The organism is Pseudoclavibacter endophyticus (genome assembly GCF_008831085.1).
GTDB classification, from domain to species: Bacteria; Actinomycetota; Actinomycetes; order Actinomycetales; family Microbacteriaceae; genus Pseudoclavibacter; species Pseudoclavibacter endophyticus.
Map to the genome: position 1 here is coordinate 201,343 of NZ_WBJY01000004.1, position 22,613 is coordinate 223,955.

Sequence of the window (22,613 nt, forward strand, 5' to 3'; positions counted from 1 at the left end):
GCACCTTGCGACCGTAGCACGAGGCTAATAGTTTGATAAGAACTAATAGTTCGGATGCGGCTAACCCTGGGTTGGCTCACCGTCCGTGCCCCCCTGAGAGCCAAGGAGCGACATTGACTGTCACCAACCAAGCGACGCTGACCGACAACTTGGAAGCAGTGCTATATGCCCGTGAGCTCATCGAACGCAACCAGTCGGTTCTCGTCCTCGCGGAAGACGTCGCGCCGTTCGCGATGCTGGTCAATGAGTACGGAGACCTCGTCCATACCGTTGAGATCGGTGAAGGCGCCGATGCGGAAAGGGCTGCCATCATCCTGTACGCGCACGAAGCGACGGATGCTGTCGATGCGATCATCGTGATCGACCGAGCGGCGCCGCAATCGACTCGGCAGCACCAGTCGGGAACGCCGGTTCCGAACTAGATTTGGGCGGGCGGGTCGCCGTGGTTGTCAACCCGGGCCGCAATCCACCGTGAGGGAGGGTGCGCGTGTCGGTCGTCGCCGGGCGAGTGCTCATCGTCCTTTCCGGACTGCTGCTGCTGCTGGGCGCCATCTGGACGGCCGCGGGCTTCCACGCCGCGGGGTGGACGTTTCGAGGTTTCCCGCAAGATGGCTTCTTCGGGGCCACCATGGGATTCGCCTTGGCCCTCCTCGTGTTGGGCGGCGTCGTTTTGGTGGTGAGCGTGCCCCTTGTGGGCATGTATGTAGAGGCGGATATGCGTGCAGACGGGGTGGTGCTCCGGCGCGTGTTCGGGCGGCCGTTGTCGATACCTGTCGGCGCGATCGACGAGATCGTGCTGCTGACCAACCTCCGGGTGCCCTCACGGTCGGGACCGGTGAGGACGCCACGGGTCATCCTCCGAGGCGGGGAACGGACGCTGGCTGCCTACACTCCGCGTACGCGGTTCGGGGTTGCCCAGTACCTGGAGCCGTTGGGTGTCGAGCCGACCGTGGTGACGGATGCGCTGACGCCGGAGGCTGCCCACCGGCTGTGTCGCGGATCCGTCTCGCTCATGGAGCGGTTACTCACGCCACTGGCGTTGGGTGCGGTCGTCGTCGGGTTCATCGCGCTCGTCTGGGTGCTGGTCACGGCGTTCTGAGGCGGTGCGGCGCGCCCGTGGCGCCGAAGCGGCCCCCGGGTGATCGTGGCGCGTCTCGGCGCTGCCGGCGTGTAGCGTGCGCGGCATGACTCGATTTCTGGAAGCCGCCGAGACCGCAGTCGACGGCAAGCCGGCCCTGTCCGACGCCGCAGAATACGCCTACGTCGCAATCACCCCGCCCGGCCAAACGCTCATCCATATCGCCGGTGCGTGTCCGCTCGCGCCGGACGGCGCGACCATGTCGGTTGGAAACGTTCGCGGCCAGGCGGCGCTCTGCGTCGAGAACCTCGTGCAGTCGCTGGCCGCCGCGGGGGCGGGCCTGGCTGATGTCGTGAAGACTACCGTCTACGTCGCTTCGGCGGAGCAGGCCGATCTCGTGGCAGCTTGGGAGGTCACCCGCGACGCCTTCGCTCCGCACCGGCCCCCGAGCACCCTTCTGGGGGTCGCCGCGCTGGGTTATGACAACCAGCTCGTTGAGATCGAGGCTGTCGCAGCCCTCAAAGGCTGACCCCAGCCCGAGGGTGACCGTGCGCGAATGCCGCGCGGGTCCCGGAAGGGCCGCGGATCTCATCCTGGGCCAACATCGGCCAGTCGCGCTCGCTGGACCGCCAGATCAGAGGCGTCGGTCGTCTGCGAGGTGGACGTTGAGATCTGTTCGACCGGGCGCAAGGTCTGCTCGCAGTGCCCGAGTGCCGCGGTACTCGCCGTCACGGAGATTCCGGAACAACCTCGCGGGCTCCTCGGCGATGCCCGAGAGCCGGCGGCGGAGTCGCCGCAACTCACGAGCGACGGCGTCGTCGTCAAGGCCGTCGGCGTCGGTGATGACGTGGAGGTCGTAGGACGCTACTCCCGAATACCAGAGCACGCCGTGGGTGAGGGGGAACAGGAGCGTGTCGAGGTCGCCGCTGATCCCGCGGGATCCGAGCGAGCGGCCGTCTTCGCCCGCCGTGACGATGATGAGGGCCTTGCGGCCGACCAGTCCGCCGTCGCCGTACCGCCTCGGCAGGCCCGTCTCGTCAAGATCTCCGAAGGCGAATCCTGCTGTGAGGACACGGTCGATCCAGCCCTTGAGGATGGCGGGCATTCCGTACCACCAGAGCGGGAACTGGATGATGAGGAGTTCCGCCTCGGCGACCTTTCGCTGCTCGGCACGCACGTCGAGTGCCAACTGGCCCTGGGTGTACGCGTCACCGAGCAACTCGGCGAAGTTGCCGTGGGTGCCGGAGAGCTGGCCGAGATCGCTCTCACGCAAGACCGGATCGAAGCCCTGGGCGTAGAGGTCGGAGGTCAGCACGTTGCGTTGCCCAGCGAGGGTGTCGACGCCTTCTCGGAAGATGCGACCATTCAGCGAATCCGGGCGGGGATGCGCGTACAGCCAGAGCGCGGTGCCCGGTGTGGGCGGATGCGAGATCGTCACGATGCCTGCTCCCTGGGTACCGTTCTGGCCTCCTGCGCTATCACAACGATGACCGCGGCGAGAGCCCTGCCGGCGTCATCTGCGTCGATCTTGCCCGCGACCGTTTCCCGGGCGAGGGCGTCACCGGCTGCCGTTACTGCTTGCAGGAAGACCGGGTTCATCGGGCCAATGAGCGGGGTAAGGGCGTTTTCGCAGACACGGAGGTAGTCGTGCTCGGCTTCGCGCCGAAGCTTGTCCAGGTCCGGGGATCCGGAAAGGGCGGCGACGACGCCGGCCATCTCGCGGCCTTCCGTCAGCCAGCATTCGAGGTACGCGCGGGCCACGGTGGAGCACACTTCGAGCATCCCGCCGTCCGTGTTCCGAAGGGCCTCGGTGAGGATGTGGAGCTGCCGCGCCTCGAAGTCGCGATAGAGCTCGACGAGGACCGCCGACCGATCCGGGAAGTGATCGTAGGCGACAGGCTTGGAGACACCGGCCCGTGCAGCCAGCCGCCCCAGTGAGAACTCGTCCGTTCCCCGCTCGTCGAGCAGCTGCCGCGCGACGTCGAGAAGTTGGGCGTGGCGATCCGTCCGTGACAGTCGTCGTTTCGCGGATGCGATCTCTTGTTCAGCTTCAGCCATGACGTTACCCCCTTGACTACCAATAGTAGCCTACTCCGGGTAGGTAGCGTGGTGGGCTGGATGCTGACGGTGCGGTGGCAGGGCGAACGGCCTCCCGCATCCGCTAATGCGGCCCGGGCACGCCCGACGTGATCGCGACGCCGAGCTCGGCCTGACGTGTGTCGAGGTGTCGGAGTTGAACGATGAGCGGCACGTCGCTCACGACGGTCATCCCGTACGGCGCCCCGAGCGGGATCGCCTCCGGGTCGATGAGGTCGTTGATCCTCGTGTGCTTCACCCGTGACGCGGGCACGGCGATCCGATAGGGGCCTACGGGATCGCGATCCTCGTGGAAGATCGTGAGCTCGGCGCAGGCTTCGGTATCGGTCACGTTGAGCAGGCACAGCTCGTCGCGACTCGTGAACTCCGGTTCATGACCGGTCGACCCATCGGGCATGTGGCCCGCCGCAAAGGCCCACGTCGTGCGCCCGAGTGCGGCGATCTCATTGGTCATCGCGGGCTCCTTCCTCGCCCAGAACGGAACGCAGGTAGTCGTTCAGGAAGACGCCATCGGGGTCGAGCTCGCGGCGCAGCTGCAGGAATCGATCCCAGTGCGGGTACATGCGGCCCAGCTCCTCGGCCGCGCGGGTGTGCTTCTTGCCCCAGTGGGGCCGGCCGCCATGGCGGAGGAAGATCGGCTCGACATCCTCGAAGTACGCGCGGTAGTCGAGCGTCGTGTTCTGCAGCAGGGCGATCGTGAGGGTCTCGCGCTCGAACGCGGTCGAGAGCATTCCCCGGTCCGGTGCGATGGTGCGGACGAGGAGGCGCCATGCAACGTTCGCACGATGCTTGGTCTTGACCCGGTCACGGACTTCACGGAACGCTGCGAGCCCCGCCTCGCGCGGCAGCATGTACTCCATCTCGTCGAACTCGATCTCCCTGGCGTTGGGGATGATCTCGTAGGACGGCCCCCGCTCCTCGCGCTTCAGTCGGCCGTTCATCCGCAGGTCGTCAAGGCTGCCGCCCCGCTCAAGCCCGCCAGGCTCATCGAGCACACGCACCTGCGCGCGGTCGCTGCGGGGATACCAGTAGAAGTCGACGTGGCGGTACGACGCCGCGAGCTCGTCGAAATGATCAAGTACCCAGTCGATGTGCGTCATGACGTTATGTCGATGCAGCTCGTAGGCCGGGCGCACGCGGAGGGTCAGGGAGGTCAGGACGCCGAGCGCGCCGAGCGAAACCTGGGCCGCGCGGGTGAGCTCCGAATCATGGGCCTCTCCCGCATCGACGCCGAATGGCACGATCTCACCGGTGCCCGTGACGAGGCGACCGCCCACCAGCGTCGACGAGAGGTTGCCGAGACGTTCGCCCGTTCCATGCGTTCCCGTGCCGATCGCTCCGGCGATCGCCTGGTAGTCGACGTCGCCGAGGTTCTCCATCGCCAGTCCGGCGTCTGCGAGCGCCTCGCCGAGATCGGCGAGTCCCGTGCCCGGCAGCACCGTCACCTGTCGGGCATCCTTGTCGACGGCAACGACGCCACGCATGTTGTCGAGTGAAAGCAGCTCGTCAGACGTCTCGACGAGCGGCGTCGACGAGTGGCCGGACCCGACGGGGCGAACGACGGCGCCGCGCTGGGCGGCTCGCCGCACGAGGCTCGCCACCTCTTCTTCTGTCTGGGGCGCGTGCTGGCGAGAAGCCGTGAACGACAGGCTCCCGGACCAGTTCGTGAATCGAACATTGCGTTCTTCGGTCATGCATCTCCTCAGCACGGGTTACCTGGCCGCCGATGGCCACGCCTTGCGCCTGAGCGAATCTCGCGGACCCCCGGCGGCCGCCCTGGCAAGCGGAGGGGCCGCCCACCGAGAACGGGGGCGGCCCCTCACGGGGTGAGAGGTGCATTGGCCTCTCGCCGATGGTGACTACGGGCGCGGGTCTGTCCGGCCCACGTCAGTCGAGCGTCTGCGCGGCAGGAAAGAGAGCCCGATCATCGTGACACCGAGCACCAGGTGCAGCCAGTTGTCGGCATCGTTGAGGGGAACGAAGTTGGCCGATGAGTCGTGGTCGATGAAGAGGCCGTAAAGCCACAGCACCAGATAGATCACGCCACCCCAGAGGAGGTAGTGCCGCGCGGAACCGGGCCGTCTCGCGAGGAGGAGTCCGACGATGCCGTAAAGAAGGTGCACGATGTTGTGGAGGATCGAGACCTGGAAGATGCCCATGAGCATGGCTTCGGAGTGGTGCCCGCCGAACTGCATGGTGTCGTAGTTCGTGGTTATGCCGGGAATGAACCCGGCAACGCCGACGATCAGGAAGACGATTCCGTAGATGAGTGCCGCGATCTGCACTGGCGTGCGACGCATGCCAGCCGTGTCGGGGTGTCGTGTCGTTGAGTCAGACATGCAGGTGACCTTTCGTTCCGTGCGGCGCTGGTCGATTCCGAGTCTGGATTTCCGCGACCGGTCGGGCGTCGCTGGTGTTCTCGGCTTGTTCACCATATGCATCAATAGCCACTCGCTCCTCCTTCTCGCGCAGACGCACAGCCGACATACATGGAATGTGACCAGAGCGTGACCTTGGGGCCGTCGCCGACCGGGCACCCGACCTGACCACCGTCGGCGCACACCTGTGAGACGCCGCACTTCGGCCGTGCGCGCTTTGCCGTTACCCAGCGGAACGCAGGCAATGGGCAGGGTGAATTCCACGGGGCGGCGTAGCGTCGAAGACACAGGCGGCGCGGCCTGCGCACCGGCGTCGCAAACGGACGAGAGGAGCGCACGTCATGAGTACATTCGAAATGTTGAACACGCATCCGGCCGAGATCGACCTCGACCGAGATCTGCTCGCCCGCACCATCGACTCGCTGGTCGCCTGTGCCCAGGCGTGCACGGTCTGCGCCGACGCCTGCCTGAGCGAGGAGTCGGTGGCCGAACTGCGCCGGTGCATCCGCACGGACCTCGACTGCGCCGACATCTGCGCGGCAACCGCGCGCGTGCTGTCCCGGCAAACGGGCGACGCCGCTGTCCTGCGCGCCCAGCTGCAGGCGTGCGTGCAGGCCTGCAGCTCCTGCGGTGACGAATGCGAAGCGCACGCCGGCCACCACGAGCACTGCCGCATCTGCGCCGAGGCCTGTCGCGCCTGCGAGCAAGCGTGCACTGAGCTGCTCGCGGCAATCGGGTAGCCAGAGGACCCGGTACCCGCCACCAACGAGACCATGGCCGCGCAGGAACCGCATCCGCCGGTAGACTCTCGCGGGTGTCAAAGGTATTGAGTGCTCTTCCCGTCGGCGAGCGAGTCGGCATCGCGTTCTCCGGAGGTCTCGACACCTCCACAGCAGTGGCCTGGATGCGCGAGAACGGCGCGATTCCCTGCACCTACACCGCTGACATCGGTCAGTACGACGAGCCCGACATCGAGTCGGTGCCCGGCCGCGCCGGCGAGTACGGCGCCGAGCTCGCGCGACTCATCGACGCGAAGGCGGCGCTCGTCGAAGAGGGGCTCGTCGCGCTGCAGTGCGGCGCGTTCCACATCCGCTCCGGCGGCAAGACCTACTTCAACACGACGCCGCTCGGCCGGGCCGTCACGGGCACGATGCTCGTCCGGGCCATGAAGGACGACGGCGTCGACATCTGGGGCGACGGGTCGACCTACAAGGGCAACGACATCGAGCGGTTCTATCGCTACGGCCTCATGGCCAACCCCGACCTGCGCATCTACAAGCCCTGGCTCGACGCGAAGTTCGTGAGCGAGCTTGGCGGCCGACAGGAGATGAGCGAGTGGCTGGTGGCCCGCGGCTTCCCCTACCGCGACTCGGCCGAGAAGGCGTATTCGACCGACGCCAACATCTGGGGAGCGACGCACGAGGCGAAGAAGCTAGAAGACCTCGACGCCTCGGTCGAGCTCGTCACACCCATCATGGGGATCGCCGCATGGCGCGACGACGTCGAGGTGAAAACCGAAGACGTCGCGGTGCGCTTCGAGGGCGGGCGGCCCGTCGCGATCAACGGCGTCGAGTACGCGGATGCCGTCGCGCTCGTCTACGAAGCCAACGAGATCGGCGGCCGCCACGGGCTCGGCGTCTCCGACCAGCTCGAGAACCGCATCATCGAGGCGAAGTCACGGGGCATCTACGAGGCGCCGGGCATGGCGCTGCTGCACATCGCCTACGAGCGATTGCTCAACGCGATCCACAACGAGGACACGGTCGCCAACTACCACAACGAGGGTCGCCGTCTCGGCCGCCTCATGTACGAGGGGCGCTGGCTCGACCCGCAGTCGCTCATGCTGCGCGAGTCGCTGCAGCGGTGGGTCGGCTCGGCCGTCACCGGAGAGGTCACGTTGCGGCTGCGTCGCGGTGACGACTACACGATCCTCGACACGACCGGCCCCGCGCTCAGCTATGCGGCCGAGAAGCTCTCGATGGAGCGGGTCGGCAACGCCGCCTTCGGCCCGGACGACCGCATCGGCCAGCTCACGATGCGCAATCTCGACATCGCCGACTCGCGTCAGCGGCTCGAGCAGTACGCCGCGCAGGGCATCATCGGCGGGCCCACCGCCGAGCTCGTTGGTCGCCTCGAGCCGGGGCACGCGGCCCACATCCTCGGCGCCGTCGAAACCTCGAGCGCTGCCGACGAGGCCCTCGACCGGGCGACCGACGCGGTGTCCGAGGCCGCGGCGTTCGACTCGGGGACCGACTAGGGGAGCACCGGCGGGTCCGCTCGCGGACGACCGGGGCCGAAGATGCGCGAGCCCATGGCCTGGATGGAACGCCACCAGGCGGGGCTGTATCTCGCGGCGCTCGCCGCCGGCGCCGGCGTCGGGCTCACGGCGCCACAGGTGGCGCGGCCCGCCGAGGTCGCCGTCACCCCGGTGCTCGGGCTGCTGCTGTACGCCACGTTCGTCGGGGTGCCGTTCGCGAGGCTCGGCGGGGCGCTGCGCGATTGGCGCTTTCTCGCGACCACGCTGCTCGTCAACTTCGTGGCCGCGCCCGTCATCGTGTTCGCGCTCTCGCGGTTCGTCGCGCACGACCGGGCGCTGCTGATCGGCGTGCTGTTCGTGCTGCTGACCCCGTGCATCGACTACGTCATCGTCTTCTCAGGGCTCGCGGGCGGTGCGAGTGACCGGTTGCTGGCCGCCGCGCCCGTGCTGCTGCTCGGGCAGATGGCGCTGTTGCCGCTCTATCTGTGGATGTTCGCCGGGGCGGACGTCGTCGCCGGCATCGATCCCGCGCCGTTCCTCGAGGCGCTCGTGCTGCTCATCGTGCTGCCCCTGGCGGCGGCCGTCGCGACACAGCTGGTCGCGGCCCGCAGCCGACCGGGCGCACTCGTGCGAAGCGGCGCGACCGCGGCGATGGTGCCGCTCATGATGCTGACGCTCGCGGTGGTGGTCGCCTCGCAGGTCCGCGGCGTCGGCGAACGGTTCGGAGCGCTGCTCGTCGTCGTGCCGATCTTCGTCGCATTCGCGGCGATCATGGTCGTCATCGGCGCGGGAGCATCCCGATTGGCGACGCTCGACACCGCGGGTCGTCGTGCGACCGTCTTCAGCGGGGCCACGCGCAACTCGCTCGTGATCTTGCCGCTCGCGCTCGCGCTGCCGCACGAGTACGACCTGGCGCCCCTCGTCGTCGTGACGCAGACGCTCGTCGAACTCGTCATCATAGTCGCGCTCGTGCGGCTCGTGCCGCGCGTCATCCGATGACGCACGGCGCACGGCCCGCCGGGAGGCGGCGCGAGCTCCGGCGACGGCGTGGCGGCCGCGGTTCTCGCAGGTGCCGGCCTGCAGAATGGGCCGAATGAGGGGAAAAGGACGGACAGGGCTCGCACTCGGTCTCGCGACGGCGATAGGCGGAGTCGGAATCTTCGCGGCGGTCGGGCTCTTCTCATTCGTGAACGCGCTGCCCGACGCCGATGCGGCCGACTGGTCGGAGCCTCAGTCGCGGCCGAGTGTCGAGTTCGCGACACCGGCCCACGCGCCGCGCCCGGCTGAGCCGGCCGAGCATCCATACCTCGCCGACCCCGGCTGGCTCGCGCAAACCGCCGCCGTGACCGGCATTCCCGAGCGCGCGCTGGCGGCGTACGCGGCCGCCGACCTTCGCGTCGCCGACGAGCTCGGCTGCGCCGTCGGTTGGAACACGCTCGCCGGAATCGGCTGGGTCGAGAGCTATCACGGCACGATCCATGGCAGCGCGATCGACGCCGACGGCGTGGCCCGCCCGAGCATCGTCGGCATCCCGCTCGACGGCACGAACGGCACCATGGCGATCCCCGACACCGACGGCGGCGAGCTCGACGGCGACACCGAATGGGATCGGGCGGTCGGACCCATGCAGTTCATCCCGGAGACCTGGTACCTGTGGGGCGCGGATGCGACGGGCGACGGGCACGCGAGCCCCCACAGCATCGATGACGCGGCGCTGACCGCCGCCCACTACCTCTGCCGGCTCGACGGCACGCTCGAGACCGAGAACGCCTGGATCGCGGCGATCCGCTCGTACAACAACACGCTCGAGTATCAGCAGCGCGTCGCATCGGCCGCCGAGCGCTATGCAGAGGACGCGACGGCGGTCGGATCCTGATCCCGCGCCGCCCCACCTCCGACACGCCCGCCGCGAACCCCGGCGTGGTCGATGGTCAGGTGCCGCTCATGCCCTTCAGAGCAACTTCAAGACTGGGGCATACCTCAATACCCGAGGATGAGGTCGTCGCGCACGGTGCCCGCGGCGGAGCATCCCACGACGTACGGCACCTCGGTGCACGGCACACACTCGCGAAAGGCTCGACATGACCCGCTTCGACGACGCCTACCCCTTCGACCTCGACAACCAGATCGAACGCACGACCGTTCGCTTCCCCGATCGACTCGGCCGCGACGTGACCGCCGAGCTCTACCGGCCCAAGGCGATCGACGAGTCGGTGCCGCACAGGGGCCTCGTGGTCGGCGCGCCCGACGCGATTCCCGGGGCGCCGGCGCCCCGACGCGATGCGCACCGGCTCGCGCGGCGCGGCGTCGTGGCCCTCCTGATCGTGCCGGATGCGTCGCTCGATGCGACCGCGCTCAACGCCGGCGCCAGGTATCTCAGGACGCTGCCGTACGTCGACGGCGGCCGTGTCGGCACCGTCGGCATGCTGACCCCCGTCGCGATGGCCTGAGTCGCGACCGTTCGACCTCCCACATCCGCGTCCGCGCCTCACTCCATGACGATGACCGCCCGCCCCGTGATCTCGCCGTTCGCGAGCGCTCGGTAAGCGGCGTCGGCGTCGTCGAGCGGGTAGTGGCGCGTCACGACGCCCGTCGCGTCGAAGGCGCCGGAAGCGGCGAGGTCGACGACCGCCGGTAAGTCGCGGCGGGTGCGCGCGCCGAACGAGCCGGTGATGGTGTAGCCGCGTCGCACGATCGGCGTGATCTCGAGCTCGGCCGTCGCCCGGCCGGCGGCGATCCCGATGGCGACCATCCGGCCGCCGTCGGCGAGCATGTCGACAGCCTGACGGAAGGTCGCCGGCCAGCCCAACGCCTCGAACGCCACGTCGACCCCGCGCCCGTCCGTGATCTCTCGAACGCGAGCCGGAGCATCCGTCGTCATGGAGTTGATCGTGTGTGTCGCGCCGAGGCGCATCGCCGCCTGCAGCTTGTCATCGGCAACGTCGATCGCGATGATCGGGTCTGCGCCCGCCGCCCTGGCGACCTGCAGCACGCCACTGCCGACGCCGCCGACCGCGACGACGGCGACGGCATCGCCCGGCTCGACGTGCCCGGCACGGTGGACGGCGCCGTACGAGGTGAAGGCGGCGCAGCCGAGGATCGCCGAGGCGATCGGGTCGAGCGCGGGCGGGAGCTTCGTGAGGGCAGCGAGCGGCACGACCGCGTACTCGGCCAGCCCGCCCATGGAGTACATGGCGAGAAACGAGCCGTCAGGCATCGATAACCGGCTCTCGCCGTCGTAGAGCGTGCCGCGCAGGCGGTTCTGGCCGAAGAAGTTCGCGCAGAGGTCGTCGCGGCCGCGGCGGCAGGCGTCGCACTCGGTGCAGGGCATGATGAAGGCGCCGACGACGTCGTCGCCGATCGCGAGGGTGGTGTCGGCATGCTCCGCGTCGCCGAACGCGACGATCGTGCCGCTGATCTCGTGGCCGAGGACGGCGGGCCGCGGAAACGCGACCTCGCGCTTGATGACGTGCAGGTCGGTGTGGCACACGCCGCACGCCCGCACCTTGACGAGGGCCTCACCGGTCCGCGGCGCGGGCATGGGCACCTGCACCACCTCGAGCGAGGACTCGTCGCCGAGCAACACCGCGGCCCGCATCGTCTCCGTCATGGCACGCTCCTCGTCGATCGCACTCCGCATCCCGCTCAACTGTCTCCGACGACGCACGCCGCGGCAAGGCCGAATCCGGAGGACGAAAAGCCGCGTGGGGCGCGCGGACGCCGTGCGAGATCTGGCCGATCGGCCGAAGTGGAGCATCCGGCGCGCGCGTCAAGATCGATTCCATGCGGAAATCGAAGAATGCCCGTCCACCTCAGATCGGCCGTCGCCCCGCGGCGACCGGGTCCGGGCCGCGCGGTCAGTGGACAATACTGGCCGGGCTGCTCGTGTTGTCCATCATCCCCTCGGTGGCAGGCGGGATGCGCGTCGGCGAAATCACCTCGGACACTCCTGTGACCCCCGAGAACGCCAGGTTCATAACGCTGCCGCTGCCCGTGCTGCTGCACATCGTCGCCGCCGTCGTCTTCTCGTTCCTTGGCGCGTTCCAATTCGTCCCGGCGCTGCGGCACAGGGCGCCCCGCTGGCATCGGTTCGCCGGTCGCTTCCTGGTCGTGCCGTCAGGCGTGATCGTCGGGGTAACCGGCATCTGGATGACGGCCGTGTACGACTTCCCGCCCTTCGACGGCCCGTGGCTCGCGGTGACGCGTCATATCGTCGGTGCGCTCATGCTGGCATTCCTTGCGCTCAGCGTCGTCGCCGTTTCCCGACGAAACGTGTTCACGCACGGCAACTGGATGATCCGCGCCTACGCTCTCGGAATGGGCGCGGGCACCCAGGTGCTCACCTCGGGCCCGCCCGCCATCCTGTTCGGTGCCCCTGACGAGTTCTGGCGCACCGTGCAGATGGCCGCGGGCTGGGCCATCAACGCGGTCGCGGCTGAGCTCATCATCGCCTGGCGCAAGCGGCGCCGGGCCGATCGGCAGCGTTTCAACGTCGAGATCGGTGGTGCGGCGCACTCCCTCGAGCCGTCGGATGCGCGGACGCCGGCGCGGCCGAGCGACCCCGAACCGGTGGCGCCTTCGGGCCGTGGCGCGCCCGAACGGAGTGCCGCGACCCGAACGCGATAGGGCATGGTGAGCGGTATGCCGAGCGTGCGCGCAACCCTGTCGTCTTTGTGGCAGCGTCCTGCCGCCGCGGGTGCGACGGGCCCGCGGGTGCGCGACGGCGTCCTCACTGGAGTGCTGGCGGTGCTCGCGGTCGTCGAGGGTGCGCTGCGCACGGATCTCGCGTGGCCCGTGGCGACGACGGCAGTCGCGCTCGCCTCGCTCGCCGGCTTGCCGTGGCGCCGGTCGCGCCCGCTCGTGGTCGTCGCGTGGCTGACCTCGGTGTCGGCCGGTTTCGGCATCGCGCGGTGGGCAGCGGGCGGCGAGCAGAACGCACTCGCTGTGATGCTCGTGCTCGTCGCCGTGCCGTACGCGCTGTTCCGATGGGGAGCGGGGAGGTCGCAGGTCGTCGGGGCCTGCGTCCTTACGGCGGGACTCGCGTTCTCCCTGGCTCTGGGCACCGAGGGACTCGACGGAGCGATTGCCGGGGTCGCGGCGATCGGGGGCGCCTGCCTCATCGGCGCGATGCGCCGCCAGCGCGTTGAGGCGCGGGCGCGGGAGCTGGAGCACGCGAGGATGCGGGAGCGCGAGGCGCTCGCCCGCGACCTGCACGACACGGTTGCGCATCGCGTTTCGGCGATCGCGATCAGGGCACAGGTGGCGAGGGCGGTCGGGCTGGGAAGCCGGACGGCGTCGGACGGGGGAGCGCATGCACCGGCCGCGACAGCGGTCCTGACGGAATCGCTCGAGGTGATCGAGCGCGAGGCTCAGGCCGTGCTCGAGGAGACGCGCGCGCTCGTGCGGGTGCTGCGCAGCACCGACGGCGCTGACGCGTCCATCGCTCGCAGCGCGCTCGCCGCAGCGGACCTCTACGGGCCGACACCCGGACTCGCCGAGCTCGAGGCGCTCGCGACCGATGGCCCGCCGCTCGTGCTGGTGCGGGTCGATGCGCCCGGTGAGGTGCCGGCGCTCGTCGCGACGACGCTCTTCCGCGTCGCCCAGGAGGGGGTCACGAACGCCAGACGCCACGCGCGGGGCGCGACCCGTGTCGAGGTCGACGTCCGGGCGCGCGGCGACGACGTCTGCATCACCGTGGGCGATGACGGCGCCGTCTCCCGCCCGGGGTCAGGGCGGGGCTACGGGCTGCGCGGCATGCGCGAGCGGGTTGCGCTGCTCGGTGGCACTTTCTCGGCCGGCTTCGCGCACCCGGGATCGCTGGGCGGGGACGGGCCCGCGCCTGTTGGGGGTGACGGCCCAGCTCCGGGAGGCTGGGTCGTATCGGCGTCGATTCCGCGTCGCTCGTCCGAGGCCACGGTATGAGGGCCGCAGCGGGCGACGGGGCGAGCGGCACGATCCGCGTGCTCGTCGCTGACGACCACGAATCCGTGCGCACGGGCCTGCGTCTACTGCTCGAGTCGACGCCGGGCATCCAGGTGGTTGGCGAGGCCGCCGACGGTGAGCAGGCGGTCGCGAAAGCGCGTGCGACGCGCCCCGACGTGGTGCTCATGGACATCCGGATGCCCCGCCTCGACGGCATCGAGGCCACGCGCATGCTTGCGGGCCCGGACGTCGACGAGCCGATCGCGGTCGTTGTCATCACCACCTTCGACCTCGACGAATATGTCTACGGTGCGCTTCGCGCCGGGGCCAGGGGGTTCCTGCTGAAGGATGCCGGCCCTGTGCTGCTCGCCGAGGCAGTGCGGGCCGCTGCGGACGGCGAGGCACTCATCTCCCCGAGGATTACCGTGCGCCTGCTCACCGAGTTCGCCTCCCCGCACGGGCGCTCGGCGGGCGGCCCCGCCGGCACGCGGCACGGCCCCTCTCGCCCCCGCCCCGTCGACCCAGTCGAGCCGTTGACCGATCGTGAGGAGGACGTGCTCCGCCTGCTCGCCGAGGGGCTCACGAACACGGAGATCGGCGCGAGGCTGCACGTGTCGCTCGGCACCGTCAAGACGCACATCGGCGGTCTGCTCGCGAAGCTCGGCCTGCGTAACCGCGTCGAGGCCGCGATGTGGGCGCACGAGACGGGGCGCGTCGGCGGCTGAGCCGCCCCGCCTCAGCGCCCGCGCGCCGCCTGCGCCGCCATGAGCGTCACGAGCTCGTAGACGGTGTGGCTCGCGGCGATGCCCGTGGTCTGCGCGTGGTCGTAGGCAGGGGCGACCTCGACGACGTCGGCGCCGACGACTCGGCGGTCAGTGAGACTGCGTAGCATGCGCAGCAGCTCGCGGCTCGTGAGCCCGCCCGCCTCCGGCGTACCCGTGCCGGGCGCGTGGGCCGGGTCGAGCACGTCGATGTCAACCGACACATAGACGGGCGCGCCGCCGATCCGCGTGCGGATTCGCTCGATTGCGGCCGCGACGCCGTGCTCCTCGATGAACTCGCTCGTGACGATCGAGAACCCGAGCCGCTCGTCGTCCTCCAGGTCTCCCTTCGAGTACAGCGGACCGCGCGTGCCGACGTGGCAGCTCGCCGTCAAGTCGATGAGACCCTCCTCGCTGGCGCGGCGGAAGGGCGTGCCGTGCGTGATCGGCGCGCCGAAGTACGTGTCCCACGTGTCGAGGTGCGCGTCGAAGTGCAGCACCGCGACGGGGCCGTGCTGTTTCGCAACGGCCCGCAGCAGCGGCAGCGCGATCGTGTGGTCGCCGCCGATCGTGATGATGCCCGAGACTCGCTCCGCGAGCCGCAGCACCGCCTGTTCGAGGTCGGTGACCGCCTGGTCGATGTCGAACGGGTTCACGGCGATGTCGCCCGCGTCGACCACCTGGGCGGCCGCGAACGGCGAGACGTCCTGCGCGGGGTTGTAGGGGCGCAGCAGGCGCGACGACTCGCGCACGTGCGACGGGCCGAACCTCGCGCCCGGCCGGTAGCTCACGCCCGTGTCGAACGGCACGCCGACGACGGCGAGGTCGGCCCGCTCGACGTCCTCGAGGCGCGGCAGTCTCGCGAAGGTGGCGATGCCGGCGTAGCGGGGCACCACCGACGAGTCGACGGGGCCGATCGGCTCGGGGAACCCGTTTCGATCGGCGGCCGCCGGAGCGGCGGTGGGGTCGGTCGCTTCGGTCACGGCATGCTCCTCTCATCGGCGCCCGCCCACGCGGGTACCACCTGGTCATGCGGAATGTGCACGAGCTGCACACCGCCCGCGGCCACGGCGGCAGCGATCTGCGGGCCGATGTCGTCCCAGTCCTCGGCCCGGCGCCCCGTGGCGCCGAAGGCGTCAGCGAGCGCGACCCAGTCTGGCTGCGCGAGCTCGACGCCGATCGGCGGGATGCCGCGATCGGACTGGTTCTCGCCGATCTCGCCGTAGCCGCCGTTGTCGACGCACACGACCGTGAGATCGAGGCCCTGCTCGATTGCCGTTGCGAGCTCGTTCACGCAGAACATGAGCGCGCCGTCGCCGATCACGGTGATGACCGGCCGCCGCTCCCCGCGCTCGTCGAGGGCGACCCGGGCGCCGATCGCTGCTGGCAGGCCGTAGCCGAGCGTCGCGTACGTCGGCGTGTAGAGCAGCGAGTGCGGCCGCGATTGCCGCAGCACGTTCGCGAGGCCGAGGTAGACGATCTGCGACGAGTCGCCCGCCACGACCGCGTCGGCGGGCATCGTGCGTGCGATCTCCTCCGCGAGGGCGACGGTCGAAGGGTGGATGCCCCTGGTCTCGCCGGCGATGGCGGCGCGGAGGTCGACCAGGTCGGGCAGTGCGCGCGCGCCCTCGGTCGCGGTGCCGTCCGCCGCCACGGGGAGCGGGACCAGTGAGCCGAGCAGCGCCTCGAGGACGTCCCGGCTGTCGCCCGCGATGCCGATCTCGGCATCCAGGTTCTTATGAAGCTGCGACGCCTCGAGGTCGACACGGATCACGCGACCACGCGCGTCGAGTCGTGGCACCCACAGCTCGGCCTCGCCGAGCTTCGAGCCGACGACGAGCAGCACGTCGGCGGTCTCCGCGACCTCGCGGGCGGCGGCGAGCCGCAGGTTCGCGCCGAGCGCGAGGGGATGGTGCTCGTCGAGAGTGCCCTTGCCGTTGATGGTCGTGAGCACGGGCGCGCCGAGCCGCTCCGCAAGCGCGCGCAGCTCGGCGGCGGTCCCCGTGGCGCCGCCGCCGGCGACGATGACGGGGGAGTCGGCCTCTGCGAGGAGCGCGGCGGCGGCGGCAACGGCATCCGCGTCGATCGCGGGGCGCTCCGGCGCCGGCCGCGCGGCCCTGGCGGAGGCTGGTACCTCCTCACTCGCCGGCGCCTCGAGCACGTCGAGGGGGATCTCGAGGTGCACGGGCCGTGGGCGACGCGTCGCGAATAGGGCGAACGCGTCGTGCACCGCCTCGACGGCCTCGGCGGCCGTGTGCGCGCGCCGCGACCACTCGGCGACGGCGCCGGCCATCGCCGTCGCGTCCTTCGTCTCGTGCAGGGTGCCGCGGTCGGCGAACTCGTCGCCGATCGCGGCACCGGGCGAGATGACGAGCAGGGGTCGCGATTCGCAGAACGCGGTGCCGACCGCGCTCATCGCGTTCTGCAGCCCGGGCCCGGACGTCGTGATGACCACGCCAGGCAGTCCGCGCTGCTGGGCCCAGCCGTCGGCGCCGTACCCGGAGCCCTGCTCGTGCCGGTTGGTGACCGCGCGGATGCCGAGCTCGGCGAGCGGTCGGTACAGCTCGAGGTTGTGCGTGCCCGGAATGCCGAACACGGTCGTCACCCCGTACGCCCGGATCGTCTCGAGCACAGCCCGGCCCGTCGTGTCGCGGTAGCGCTCGGCGACCGCGGCGTGCGGCTGCTCGGCCGTCACGCGTCGCCCCTCCGCTGAACGCCGCCGACCCAGGTCTGCCGCACCTCGATCGCGCTGATGCGGTCGGGCGCCACCTCGAGCGGGTCGTCGCCGAGCACGGCGAAATCGGCGTACTTTCCTGGCTCGAGCGACCCGAGATCGTCTTCGCGGCCGAGCGAAACGGCGCCCTCGTACGTGTGCGCTCGAAGCGCCGCGCGCGCCGAGATGCGGAGCGCATCCGGCCCCAGGCGGTGACCCGCGCGCGTCACGCGCGTGACGGCCGTCTGGATCGCCTCGAGCGGGTTCGGGTCGGCGACGGGCGCGTCCGACGAGATCGTCGTCGGCACGCCGGCGGCCTCGAACTCGCCGAGCGGGTTGAAGCGTTCACCCGGCGTGCCGATGGCCTGCTCGACGCCCTCGCCCCAGTTGTAGTAGTGCTGGGGCTGGTTGACCGGCCGGATGCCGGCCCTCGCGAAGCGCTCGATCTGCTCGGGCGTCGGCAGCCCGCAGTGCTCGATGCGGTGGCGCGCGTCGGGCTCCGGACGCTCGGCCAGTGCCGCCTCGATCGCCTGGGTCACCATCTCAATGGCGGTCGGCGACTGCGCGTGCGTCGCGGTCTGCAGCCCGGCGGCGTGCGCCCGGCGAATGAGCTCGGCGTAGTCGGCGGGCTCGTGGTAGAGCTGGCCTGTCCGGCACGGGTCGCCGACGTAGCCGTCCGGGAAGTACGCGGTCCACCCGCCGAGCGTGCCGTCGGCGTAGAACTTGATGCCGGCGAAGCTCAGGTACGCATTGCCGAACTGGCCGACGAGCCCCATCTCCAGGGCCTCGTCGAGCAGGTGCGACAGCAGGTACATCGACACGCGCACGTCGAGGCGATCGGTCTCGGCGAGGCGGAGGTACATGTCGAACTCACGGCGCGTGACCTGCAGGTCGCCGATCGTCGTGACGCCCGCCGCGAGGAACCGTTCGGTCGCGGCGTCGAGCTGCCGCAGGTGCTCGTCCGGCTCATCGGCCAGGTGGAAGTTCGGACCGTGGTGGCCGATCTTCACGCCGTGCATGCCCGTGAGGATGTTGCAGGCCGCATCGGACAGCTCGCCCGTGAGCTCGCCGTCCCCGTCGCGGAAGAACACGCCACCTTCCGGGTCCGGGGTCTCCCGGCCGACACCGTTCGCCTCCAGGGTGTACGAGTTCACGACGCCCCCGTGGCCGGAGGCGTTCATGAGGTACACCTCCCGGTCGGTTGCGACCTCGTCGAGCTCGAATCGGGTCGGGTGGCGCTGCTCGGCGAGGTTGCGGTGCTCGTAGCCGTAGCCGCGAACGGGCCGGCCCTCGGGGACGCGACCGGCGGCATCCCGCAACCGCGAAACGATCTCGGGGATGCTCGCGGCCTTGCTCGGGCCGCAGTCGACCCACGTCATCATCTGCCCGAACATGAGGGGATGCGCGTGGGCGTCGACGAAGCCGGGGACCACGACGGCGTCGCCGAGGTCGGCGCGCTCCGGCGCCAGCCCCGACGCGGCTGCCGCGGCCTCGCACGCGTCGAGGTCGCCGACCGCGACGATGAGGCCCCGGTCGATGAGCATGGCCGTCGCCGTCGAGTCGGTGCGGTCGAGGGTGTGGATGCGCCTGGCCGTCACGAGGCGCGCCTCGGTCTGCCGTGGGCGGTCGAAGGGCGCGAGCTTCCTCATGCGGGCCGTCCCCGCGTCGCGTCGGGCGATGCAGCCTGGTGTTCGGGCTCGACGTCGTCCTCCAGCTGCGGCGCGAAGTAGGTGCAGATCGCTCCGACCACGGCCATGCCGGCAATCATGAAGATGACCGACCAGATCGTCCCGGTCCAGCCGAGCAGCTGCGTCGCGAACCATGGCGAGAACCCGGCCCAGATGGCGGCGCCGATGCCATAGGCGAGCGCGATCGACGTGTAGCGCGCCTGCGGCGGGAACATCTGGGCGAGGAGCGCCGCGATCGGCGCGTAGGTGGCGCTCATGGCGATGCGCACGAGCGAGGCGAGCAGGAACACGAGTGCTTCGATCCCGGTTGGCATGATGAGCATGAAGACCGCGAACACCACCGCCGATGAGGCGAGACCGAGGTACATGATCGTCTTCCTGCCCCACTTGTCCCCGAGCCAGGCGATCGGGAGGGTCACGAGGAACTCGACGAACGAAGCGATCGTCATGGCGTCGAGGATCAGCTGTTCGCTCAGGAGCACCGGTTCGCCGGTCGCGTAGGCCGTCGCGAAGGTCGTCGCGAGGTAGTAGCCGCCCGTCGAGATGGGGATGAGTCCGATGCCGAGCAGGATCGGCAGCCAGTTCGAGCGCACTGCCACGAAGAGGGGCGTCGACTGTGGTGCGCCCTTCGCCTTCTCGGCGCCCACCTGCTGTTCGAAGACGGGCGACTCCTCGACGCGGTAGCGCACCCAGAAGCCGACGGCGACGAGCAGGATGGAGACGATGAAGGGGATGCGCCAGCCGCCGTCGATGATGAACGTGTCGCCGGCGCGGGACATGATTGCGAAGATCCCCGAGGCGAGCAGCGCGCCGGCCGGGTTGCCGAGCTGCGTGAAGCCGCCGTAGAACGTCTTCGACTTGGCGGGGGCGTGCTCGACGCTCATGAGCACGGCGCCGCCCCACTCGCCGCCGACCGCGAGGCCCTGCAGGGCGCGCAGCAGCACGAGCATGATGGGGGCGAAGACGCCGACGTCGGCGTAGGTGGGCAGGAAGCCGACGAGCACGGTCGCGACCCCCATGAGCAGCAGCGTCATGACGAGCGAGACTCGGCGGCCCAACCGGTCGCCGATGTGGCCGAACAGGATGCCGCCGATCGGACGCACGAGGAACGCGACGGCGAACGTCGCGAACGACGAGGCCGTCTCGGCCAGCGGGTCGTCGCTCGGGAAGAACAGCGGGCCGAAGACGAGGGCCGCTGCGGTCGCGTAGACGTAGAAGTCGTACCACTCGATCGTGGTCCCCACGAAGGCGGCGATGCCGGCTCGGCGGGCTCTCGCGGGGTGCGCGGACGCGGGTCGGGGTGACGCGGGGCTGGTAGACATTGCCGCTCCTTCGCGGGTTGCGTTGTGCGAAGGATGCTAGGTCGGAGAAACGGCGCCGGCAACGGCAAATCATGCGCGAACCGTTCTCGCGAGCGAAGAAGTGCACGGGCGCGCCAGCGAAATCGCGGACACCGTCACGAGTAGCGTGTGTTGCACGCGGATTCTGCTGGCCTCGCCCGGCAATCGCGGGTATCTCGCGAGATTCCCGGATGCCCGCGGGATCCGACCCGCCGAGAAGCCGGCGGAGGGAGCCACGCTCGCGTGTCCGCCTTCACGAGAGAGATGGGGTGAGCGGTGGACGTTGATGCCGCGGTGATTCGCGTGCTGCAGGAAGATGGCCGGGCGAGCATCCGGTCGATCGCCGAGCGCGTCGGCCAGCCGCGCGGCGCCGTCGCCGACCGGGTGAGGCGGATGCTCACGGACGGCACCGTCCGCGTCGTCGCGGCCGTCGATCCTGCCTTCTTCGGGCAGCACGTGCTCGCGCACGTCTCGATCCGAGCGGACGGGCCCGCGTGGCCGATCGGTGAACGGCTGCGCGCGCTGCCGGAGACCGTCTTCGTCTCGGCGATCGGCGGGGTCTTCGACCTCGTCGCCGAGGTGCGCGTCGGCACGATGCCGGCGCTGCACGATCTGCTCGCCCGACTTCGCGCCCTTGCGGGCGTCGCCAGCATCCGCACCCTCGTGTATTCGAGGGTCGTCAAGGGATTTTTCGTCTCCGACTACCAGGGCGACCTCTCGGTTGACGCCATCGACGAGGCGCTCATCGAACGCCTGCAGTACGACGGGCGCATGAGCTACCGAGCGCTCGGTGAGGCGGTGCGGCTCTCGCCCTCCGCCGTGACAGCGCGCGTGCAGCGGCTCATCGACGGCGGAGTCATCAAGATCAGCGCGGTCGAGGCGCGAGGGCTCGCGCAGCGACAGCTGTCGATGGGGGTCGGACTCAACCTCGCGACCGGAGGCGTTCACGATGGCGACGGGGCCGTGCTCGATGCCCTGCGCGCATCGCGCGGCGTCGACTTCGCGGCGCGAACCGTGGGCAACGTCGACCTGGTCGCAACGCTCGTCGAGCCGACTCCGGGCGCGCTGTTCGAGACACTCGAGCACCTCCGGTCCCTTCCGGGCGTCGCGCAGCTCGACGCCTGGGTCCACCTCTCGGTGCTCAAGGAGGACTACGCGCGGACACTGCGCGTCGGTGGCGCGGACGAGGGCGCGCCAGAGGCCGGTGAGGCGCTCGCGGGGCGAGTGCGACAGGATGGGGGCTCGGGCCCCGCCCCGCGCATCCGGCCGACGGGGGCGTGACGGCGGATGCGGCGCGCGCACGACGACAGGGAGACACACGTGACGAACCCGGCGACGACCCTCTTCAGCGGGCTGAGCGCGTTTCCGCTGACCCCGCTCACCGACGACGGCGTCGACGAGCGGGCGTTCGCGAACCTCGTCGGGCGGCTCGCCGTGCACGGCGTCGACTCGATCACGGCGCTCGGGTCGACGGGGTCGTACGTCTACCTCACGCGCGAGGAACGGGCGGCGGTCGCCCGCCGGGCCGTCCAGCACGCGCGTGATGTGCCGGTGATCGTCGGCGTCGGGGCCCTGCGCACGCAGCAGGTGCTCGCGTGCGTCGAGGACGCGCAGGCGGCGGGCGCGGCGGGCGTGCTGCTCGCGCCGGTGTCGTACCAGCCGCTCTCGGCCGACGAGGTGCTCGGCCTCTACGCCGACGTCGACCGGGCCGTTTCGGTGCCCATCGTCGTCTACGACAACCCCCGGACCACTGGCTTCACCTTCACCGATGAGCTCTACCGGGCGGTGGCCGAATTACCCAATGTCGCCGCGATCAAGATCCCGGGCGTGCCCGCCGCCGTCGACGAAGCGGCGGCCCGCGTCGCGCACCTGCGCGAGCTCCTGCCCGAAGGGGTCGCGATCGGCGTTTCGGGCGATCCGGCGGCCGCGAGGGGGCTCGCTGCCGGATGCGATGCCTGGTTCTCGGTCATCGGCGGCACCCTTCCCGAGCACGCGCTCGCGATCGCCCAGCTCGCCGCGACCGGCCGCCACGATGACGCACTGGCGTTCTCCGAGCGCCTCCAGCCGATCTGGGAGCTGTTCGAGAAGCACGGCAGCCTGCGCGTCACCGCCGCGATCGCCGAGTACCTGGGGCTGGTGCCGCCCATGAGCCTGCCCCTGCCGATCCGCGGGCTCGACGACGCGGCCAGGGCCGAAGTCGCCCGGGTGGTCGAAGTGCTCGTGCTCCCGGCCTAGCCGACCCGCGCCCGCACCCTGTCGTTTCTCGGGAGCGGCGTTTACTATTGCTCAGTTGCCGGATGCGCCGCGCGCGCTCCCGGCGCGATCGGGTGGTGCACGAGTTTTGGGCCGGAGGCCCCGTCTCCGCCCGGCACCGCACGC

23 protein-coding genes are annotated in these 22,613 nt (G+C 70.2%); 13 read left to right on the top strand and 10 right to left on the bottom strand.

The window, feature by feature from the left end; translation table 11 throughout:
* Positions 1-113: 113 nt before the first annotated feature.
* From F8O04_RS13870 to F8O04_RS13880, 3 genes are all read left to right on the top strand, one after another.
* On the top strand, positions 114-422 hold the full coding sequence (locus tag F8O04_RS13870) for a hypothetical protein (protein ID WP_158029982.1): 309 nt from the start codon (positions 114-116) through the stop codon (positions 420-422).
* Positions 423-487: 65 nt separating this feature from the next.
* A complete protein-coding gene (locus tag F8O04_RS13875; protein WP_158029983.1) occupies positions 488-1,099 on the top strand; it encodes a hypothetical protein in 612 nt (203 codons plus the stop codon).
* An 85-nt stretch (positions 1,100-1,184) separates the two neighbouring features.
* Positions 1,185-1,607 carry a RidA family protein gene (locus tag F8O04_RS13880; RefSeq protein WP_158029984.1) on the top strand — a complete coding sequence of 141 codons (423 nt, stop codon included), beginning with the start codon at positions 1,185-1,187 and terminating at the stop codon, positions 1,605-1,607.
* Positions 1,608-1,712: 105 nt separating this feature from the next.
* Here F8O04_RS13880 and F8O04_RS13885 read toward each other — a convergent pair whose 3' ends face one another.
* The 5 genes from F8O04_RS13885 to F8O04_RS13905 form a co-directional block, all read right to left on the bottom strand.
* On the bottom strand, positions 1,713-2,516 hold the full coding sequence (locus F8O04_RS13885; RefSeq protein ID WP_158029985.1) for an NAD(P)H-dependent oxidoreductase: 804 nt from the start codon (positions 2,514-2,516) through the stop codon (positions 1,713-1,715).
* On the bottom strand, positions 2,513-3,136 hold the full coding sequence (locus tag F8O04_RS13890; protein ID WP_158029986.1) for a TetR/AcrR family transcriptional regulator: 624 nt from the start codon (positions 3,134-3,136) through the stop codon (positions 2,513-2,515). The genes F8O04_RS13885 and F8O04_RS13890 overlap by 4 nt, the downstream gene beginning before the upstream one ends.
* A gap of 103 nt (positions 3,137-3,239) precedes the next feature.
* Positions 3,240-3,629, bottom strand: coding sequence for a sensory rhodopsin transducer (locus F8O04_RS13895; protein WP_158029987.1), 390 nt, complete (start codon positions 3,627-3,629; stop codon positions 3,240-3,242).
* Positions 3,619-4,869, bottom strand: coding sequence for a D-arabinono-1,4-lactone oxidase (locus F8O04_RS13900; protein WP_158029988.1), 1,251 nt, complete (start codon positions 4,867-4,869; stop codon positions 3,619-3,621). Before F8O04_RS13900 ends, F8O04_RS13895 begins: the two co-directional genes overlap by 11 nt.
* Before the next feature lie 165 nt (positions 4,870-5,034).
* Positions 5,035-5,514 carry a DUF4383 domain-containing protein gene (locus F8O04_RS13905; RefSeq protein ID WP_225735089.1) on the bottom strand — a complete coding sequence of 160 codons (480 nt, stop codon included), beginning with the start codon at positions 5,512-5,514 and terminating at the stop codon, positions 5,035-5,037.
* A 380-nt stretch (positions 5,515-5,894) separates the two neighbouring features.
* On the opposite strand from F8O04_RS13905, the gene F8O04_RS13910 reads away from it, so the two are divergent.
* The 5 genes from F8O04_RS13910 (at position 5,895) to F8O04_RS13930 (ending at position 10,260) form a co-directional block, all read left to right on the top strand.
* Positions 5,895-6,293 (top strand): four-helix bundle copper-binding protein, encoded by a 399-nt coding sequence (locus F8O04_RS13910; protein ID WP_158029989.1) that lies wholly within the window; start codon positions 5,895-5,897, stop codon positions 6,291-6,293.
* Between the two features lie 74 nt (positions 6,294-6,367).
* Complete coding sequence (gene argG, locus F8O04_RS13915) at positions 6,368-7,810, top strand: argininosuccinate synthase (RefSeq protein ID WP_158029990.1); 1,443 nt, start codon at positions 6,368-6,370, stop codon at positions 7,808-7,810.
* Positions 7,811-7,873: 63 nt separating this feature from the next.
* Positions 7,874-8,809, top strand: a complete 936-nt coding sequence (locus F8O04_RS13920) for an arsenic resistance protein (RefSeq protein WP_225735091.1) — start codon at positions 7,874-7,876, stop codon at positions 8,807-8,809.
* A gap of 94 nt (positions 8,810-8,903) precedes the next feature.
* The gene (locus F8O04_RS13925) at positions 8,904-9,686 is read left to right on the top strand and encodes a lytic murein transglycosylase (RefSeq protein WP_225735092.1); all 783 of its coding nucleotides are present in this window, start codon (positions 8,904-8,906) and stop codon (positions 9,684-9,686) included.
* A gap of 205 nt (positions 9,687-9,891) precedes the next feature.
* Positions 9,892-10,260 (top strand): dienelactone hydrolase family protein, encoded by a 369-nt coding sequence (locus F8O04_RS13930; protein WP_158029993.1) that lies wholly within the window; start codon positions 9,892-9,894, stop codon positions 10,258-10,260.
* A gap of 38 nt (positions 10,261-10,298) precedes the next feature.
* Here the strand turns inward: F8O04_RS13930 and F8O04_RS13935 are convergent, their stop codons facing one another.
* Complete coding sequence (locus F8O04_RS13935) at positions 10,299-11,420, bottom strand: zinc-binding dehydrogenase (RefSeq protein WP_158029994.1); 1,122 nt, start codon at positions 11,418-11,420, stop codon at positions 10,299-10,301.
* Between the two features lie 173 nt (positions 11,421-11,593).
* Between F8O04_RS13935 and F8O04_RS13940 the strand changes: the two genes are divergently transcribed.
* From F8O04_RS13940 to F8O04_RS13950, 3 genes are read left to right on the top strand one after another with little or no spacing between them, the layout of a single operon-like run.
* Positions 11,594-12,436 (top strand): DUF2306 domain-containing protein, encoded by an 843-nt coding sequence (locus F8O04_RS13940; protein WP_158029995.1) that lies wholly within the window; start codon positions 11,594-11,596, stop codon positions 12,434-12,436.
* Between the two features lie 45 nt (positions 12,437-12,481).
* A complete protein-coding gene (locus tag F8O04_RS13945) occupies positions 12,482-13,732 on the top strand; it encodes a sensor histidine kinase (RefSeq protein ID WP_192497430.1) in 1,251 nt (416 codons plus the stop codon).
* The gene (locus tag F8O04_RS13950) at positions 13,729-14,457 is read left to right on the top strand and encodes a response regulator (protein WP_158029997.1); all 729 of its coding nucleotides are present in this window, start codon (positions 13,729-13,731) and stop codon (positions 14,455-14,457) included. The genes F8O04_RS13945 and F8O04_RS13950 overlap by 4 nt, the downstream gene beginning before the upstream one ends.
* Positions 14,458-14,468: 11 nt before the next feature.
* Here the strand turns inward: F8O04_RS13950 and speB are convergent, their stop codons facing one another.
* The 4 genes from speB to F8O04_RS13970 all read right to left on the bottom strand — a co-directional run bounded on the left by speB (position 14,469) and on the right by F8O04_RS13970 (position 20,216).
* Positions 14,469-15,410, bottom strand: a complete 942-nt coding sequence (gene speB, locus F8O04_RS13955; protein WP_158030133.1) for an agmatinase — start codon at positions 15,408-15,410, stop codon at positions 14,469-14,471.
* A 62-nt stretch (positions 15,411-15,472) separates the two neighbouring features.
* Complete coding sequence (locus F8O04_RS13960; protein WP_158029998.1) at positions 15,473-17,188, bottom strand: thiamine pyrophosphate-dependent enzyme; 1,716 nt, start codon at positions 17,186-17,188, stop codon at positions 15,473-15,475.
* Positions 17,185-18,855, bottom strand: coding sequence for an amidohydrolase (locus tag F8O04_RS13965; protein WP_158029999.1), 1,671 nt, complete (start codon positions 18,853-18,855; stop codon positions 17,185-17,187). Before F8O04_RS13965 ends, F8O04_RS13960 begins: the two co-directional genes overlap by 4 nt.
* Complete coding sequence (locus F8O04_RS13970; RefSeq protein WP_158030000.1) at positions 18,852-20,216, bottom strand: MFS transporter; 1,365 nt, start codon at positions 20,214-20,216, stop codon at positions 18,852-18,854. Before F8O04_RS13970 ends, F8O04_RS13965 begins: the two co-directional genes overlap by 4 nt.
* Positions 20,217-20,510: 294 nt before the next feature.
* On the opposite strand from F8O04_RS13970, the gene F8O04_RS13975 reads away from it, so the two are divergent.
* Positions 20,511-21,515: an Lrp/AsnC family transcriptional regulator gene (locus tag F8O04_RS13975; protein WP_158030001.1), complete on the top strand. Its 1,005-nt coding sequence runs from the start codon at positions 20,511-20,513 to the stop codon at positions 21,513-21,515.
* A gap of 39 nt (positions 21,516-21,554) precedes the next feature.
* Positions 21,555-22,469, top strand: coding sequence for a dihydrodipicolinate synthase family protein (locus tag F8O04_RS13980; RefSeq protein ID WP_225735094.1), 915 nt, complete (start codon positions 21,555-21,557; stop codon positions 22,467-22,469).
* Positions 22,470-22,613: the final 144 nt, after the last annotated feature.

Bases quoted from the DNA above. Each gene is read 5' to 3' on its own strand.
- F8O04_RS13880 (WP_158029984.1), top strand. From the start codon at position 1,185: ATGACTCGATTTCTGGAAGCCGCCGAGACCGCAGTCGACGGCAAGCCG.
- F8O04_RS13890 (WP_158029986.1), bottom strand. From the start codon at position 3,136: ATGGCTGAAGCTGAACAAGAGATCGCATCCGCGAAACGACGACTGTCA.
- F8O04_RS13895 (WP_158029987.1), bottom strand. From the start codon at position 3,629: ATGACCAATGAGATCGCCGCACTCGGGCGCACGACGTGGGCCTTTGCG.
- F8O04_RS13900 (WP_158029988.1), bottom strand. From the start codon at position 4,869: ATGACCGAAGAACGCAATGTTCGATTCACGAACTGGTCCGGGAGCCTG.
- F8O04_RS13905 (WP_225735089.1), bottom strand. From the start codon at position 5,514: ATGTCTGACTCAACGACACGACACCCCGACACGGCTGGCATGCGTCGC.
- F8O04_RS13910 (WP_158029989.1), top strand. From the start codon at position 5,895: ATGAGTACATTCGAAATGTTGAACACGCATCCGGCCGAGATCGACCTC.
- F8O04_RS13920 (WP_225735091.1), top strand. From the start codon at position 7,874: ATGGAACGCCACCAGGCGGGGCTGTATCTCGCGGCGCTCGCCGCCGGC.
- F8O04_RS13925 (WP_225735092.1), top strand. From the start codon at position 8,904: ATGAGGGGAAAAGGACGGACAGGGCTCGCACTCGGTCTCGCGACGGCG.
- F8O04_RS13930 (WP_158029993.1), top strand. From the start codon at position 9,892: ATGACCCGCTTCGACGACGCCTACCCCTTCGACCTCGACAACCAGATC.
- F8O04_RS13935 (WP_158029994.1), bottom strand. From the start codon at position 11,420: ATGACGGAGACGATGCGGGCCGCGGTGTTGCTCGGCGACGAGTCCTCG.
- F8O04_RS13940 (WP_158029995.1), top strand. From the start codon at position 11,594: ATGCGGAAATCGAAGAATGCCCGTCCACCTCAGATCGGCCGTCGCCCC.
- F8O04_RS13950 (WP_158029997.1), top strand. From the start codon at position 13,729: ATGAGGGCCGCAGCGGGCGACGGGGCGAGCGGCACGATCCGCGTGCTC.
- F8O04_RS13965 (WP_158029999.1), bottom strand. From the start codon at position 18,855: ATGAGGAAGCTCGCGCCCTTCGACCGCCCACGGCAGACCGAGGCGCGC.
- F8O04_RS13970 (WP_158030000.1), bottom strand. From the start codon at position 20,216: ATGTCTACCAGCCCCGCGTCACCCCGACCCGCGTCCGCGCACCCCGCG.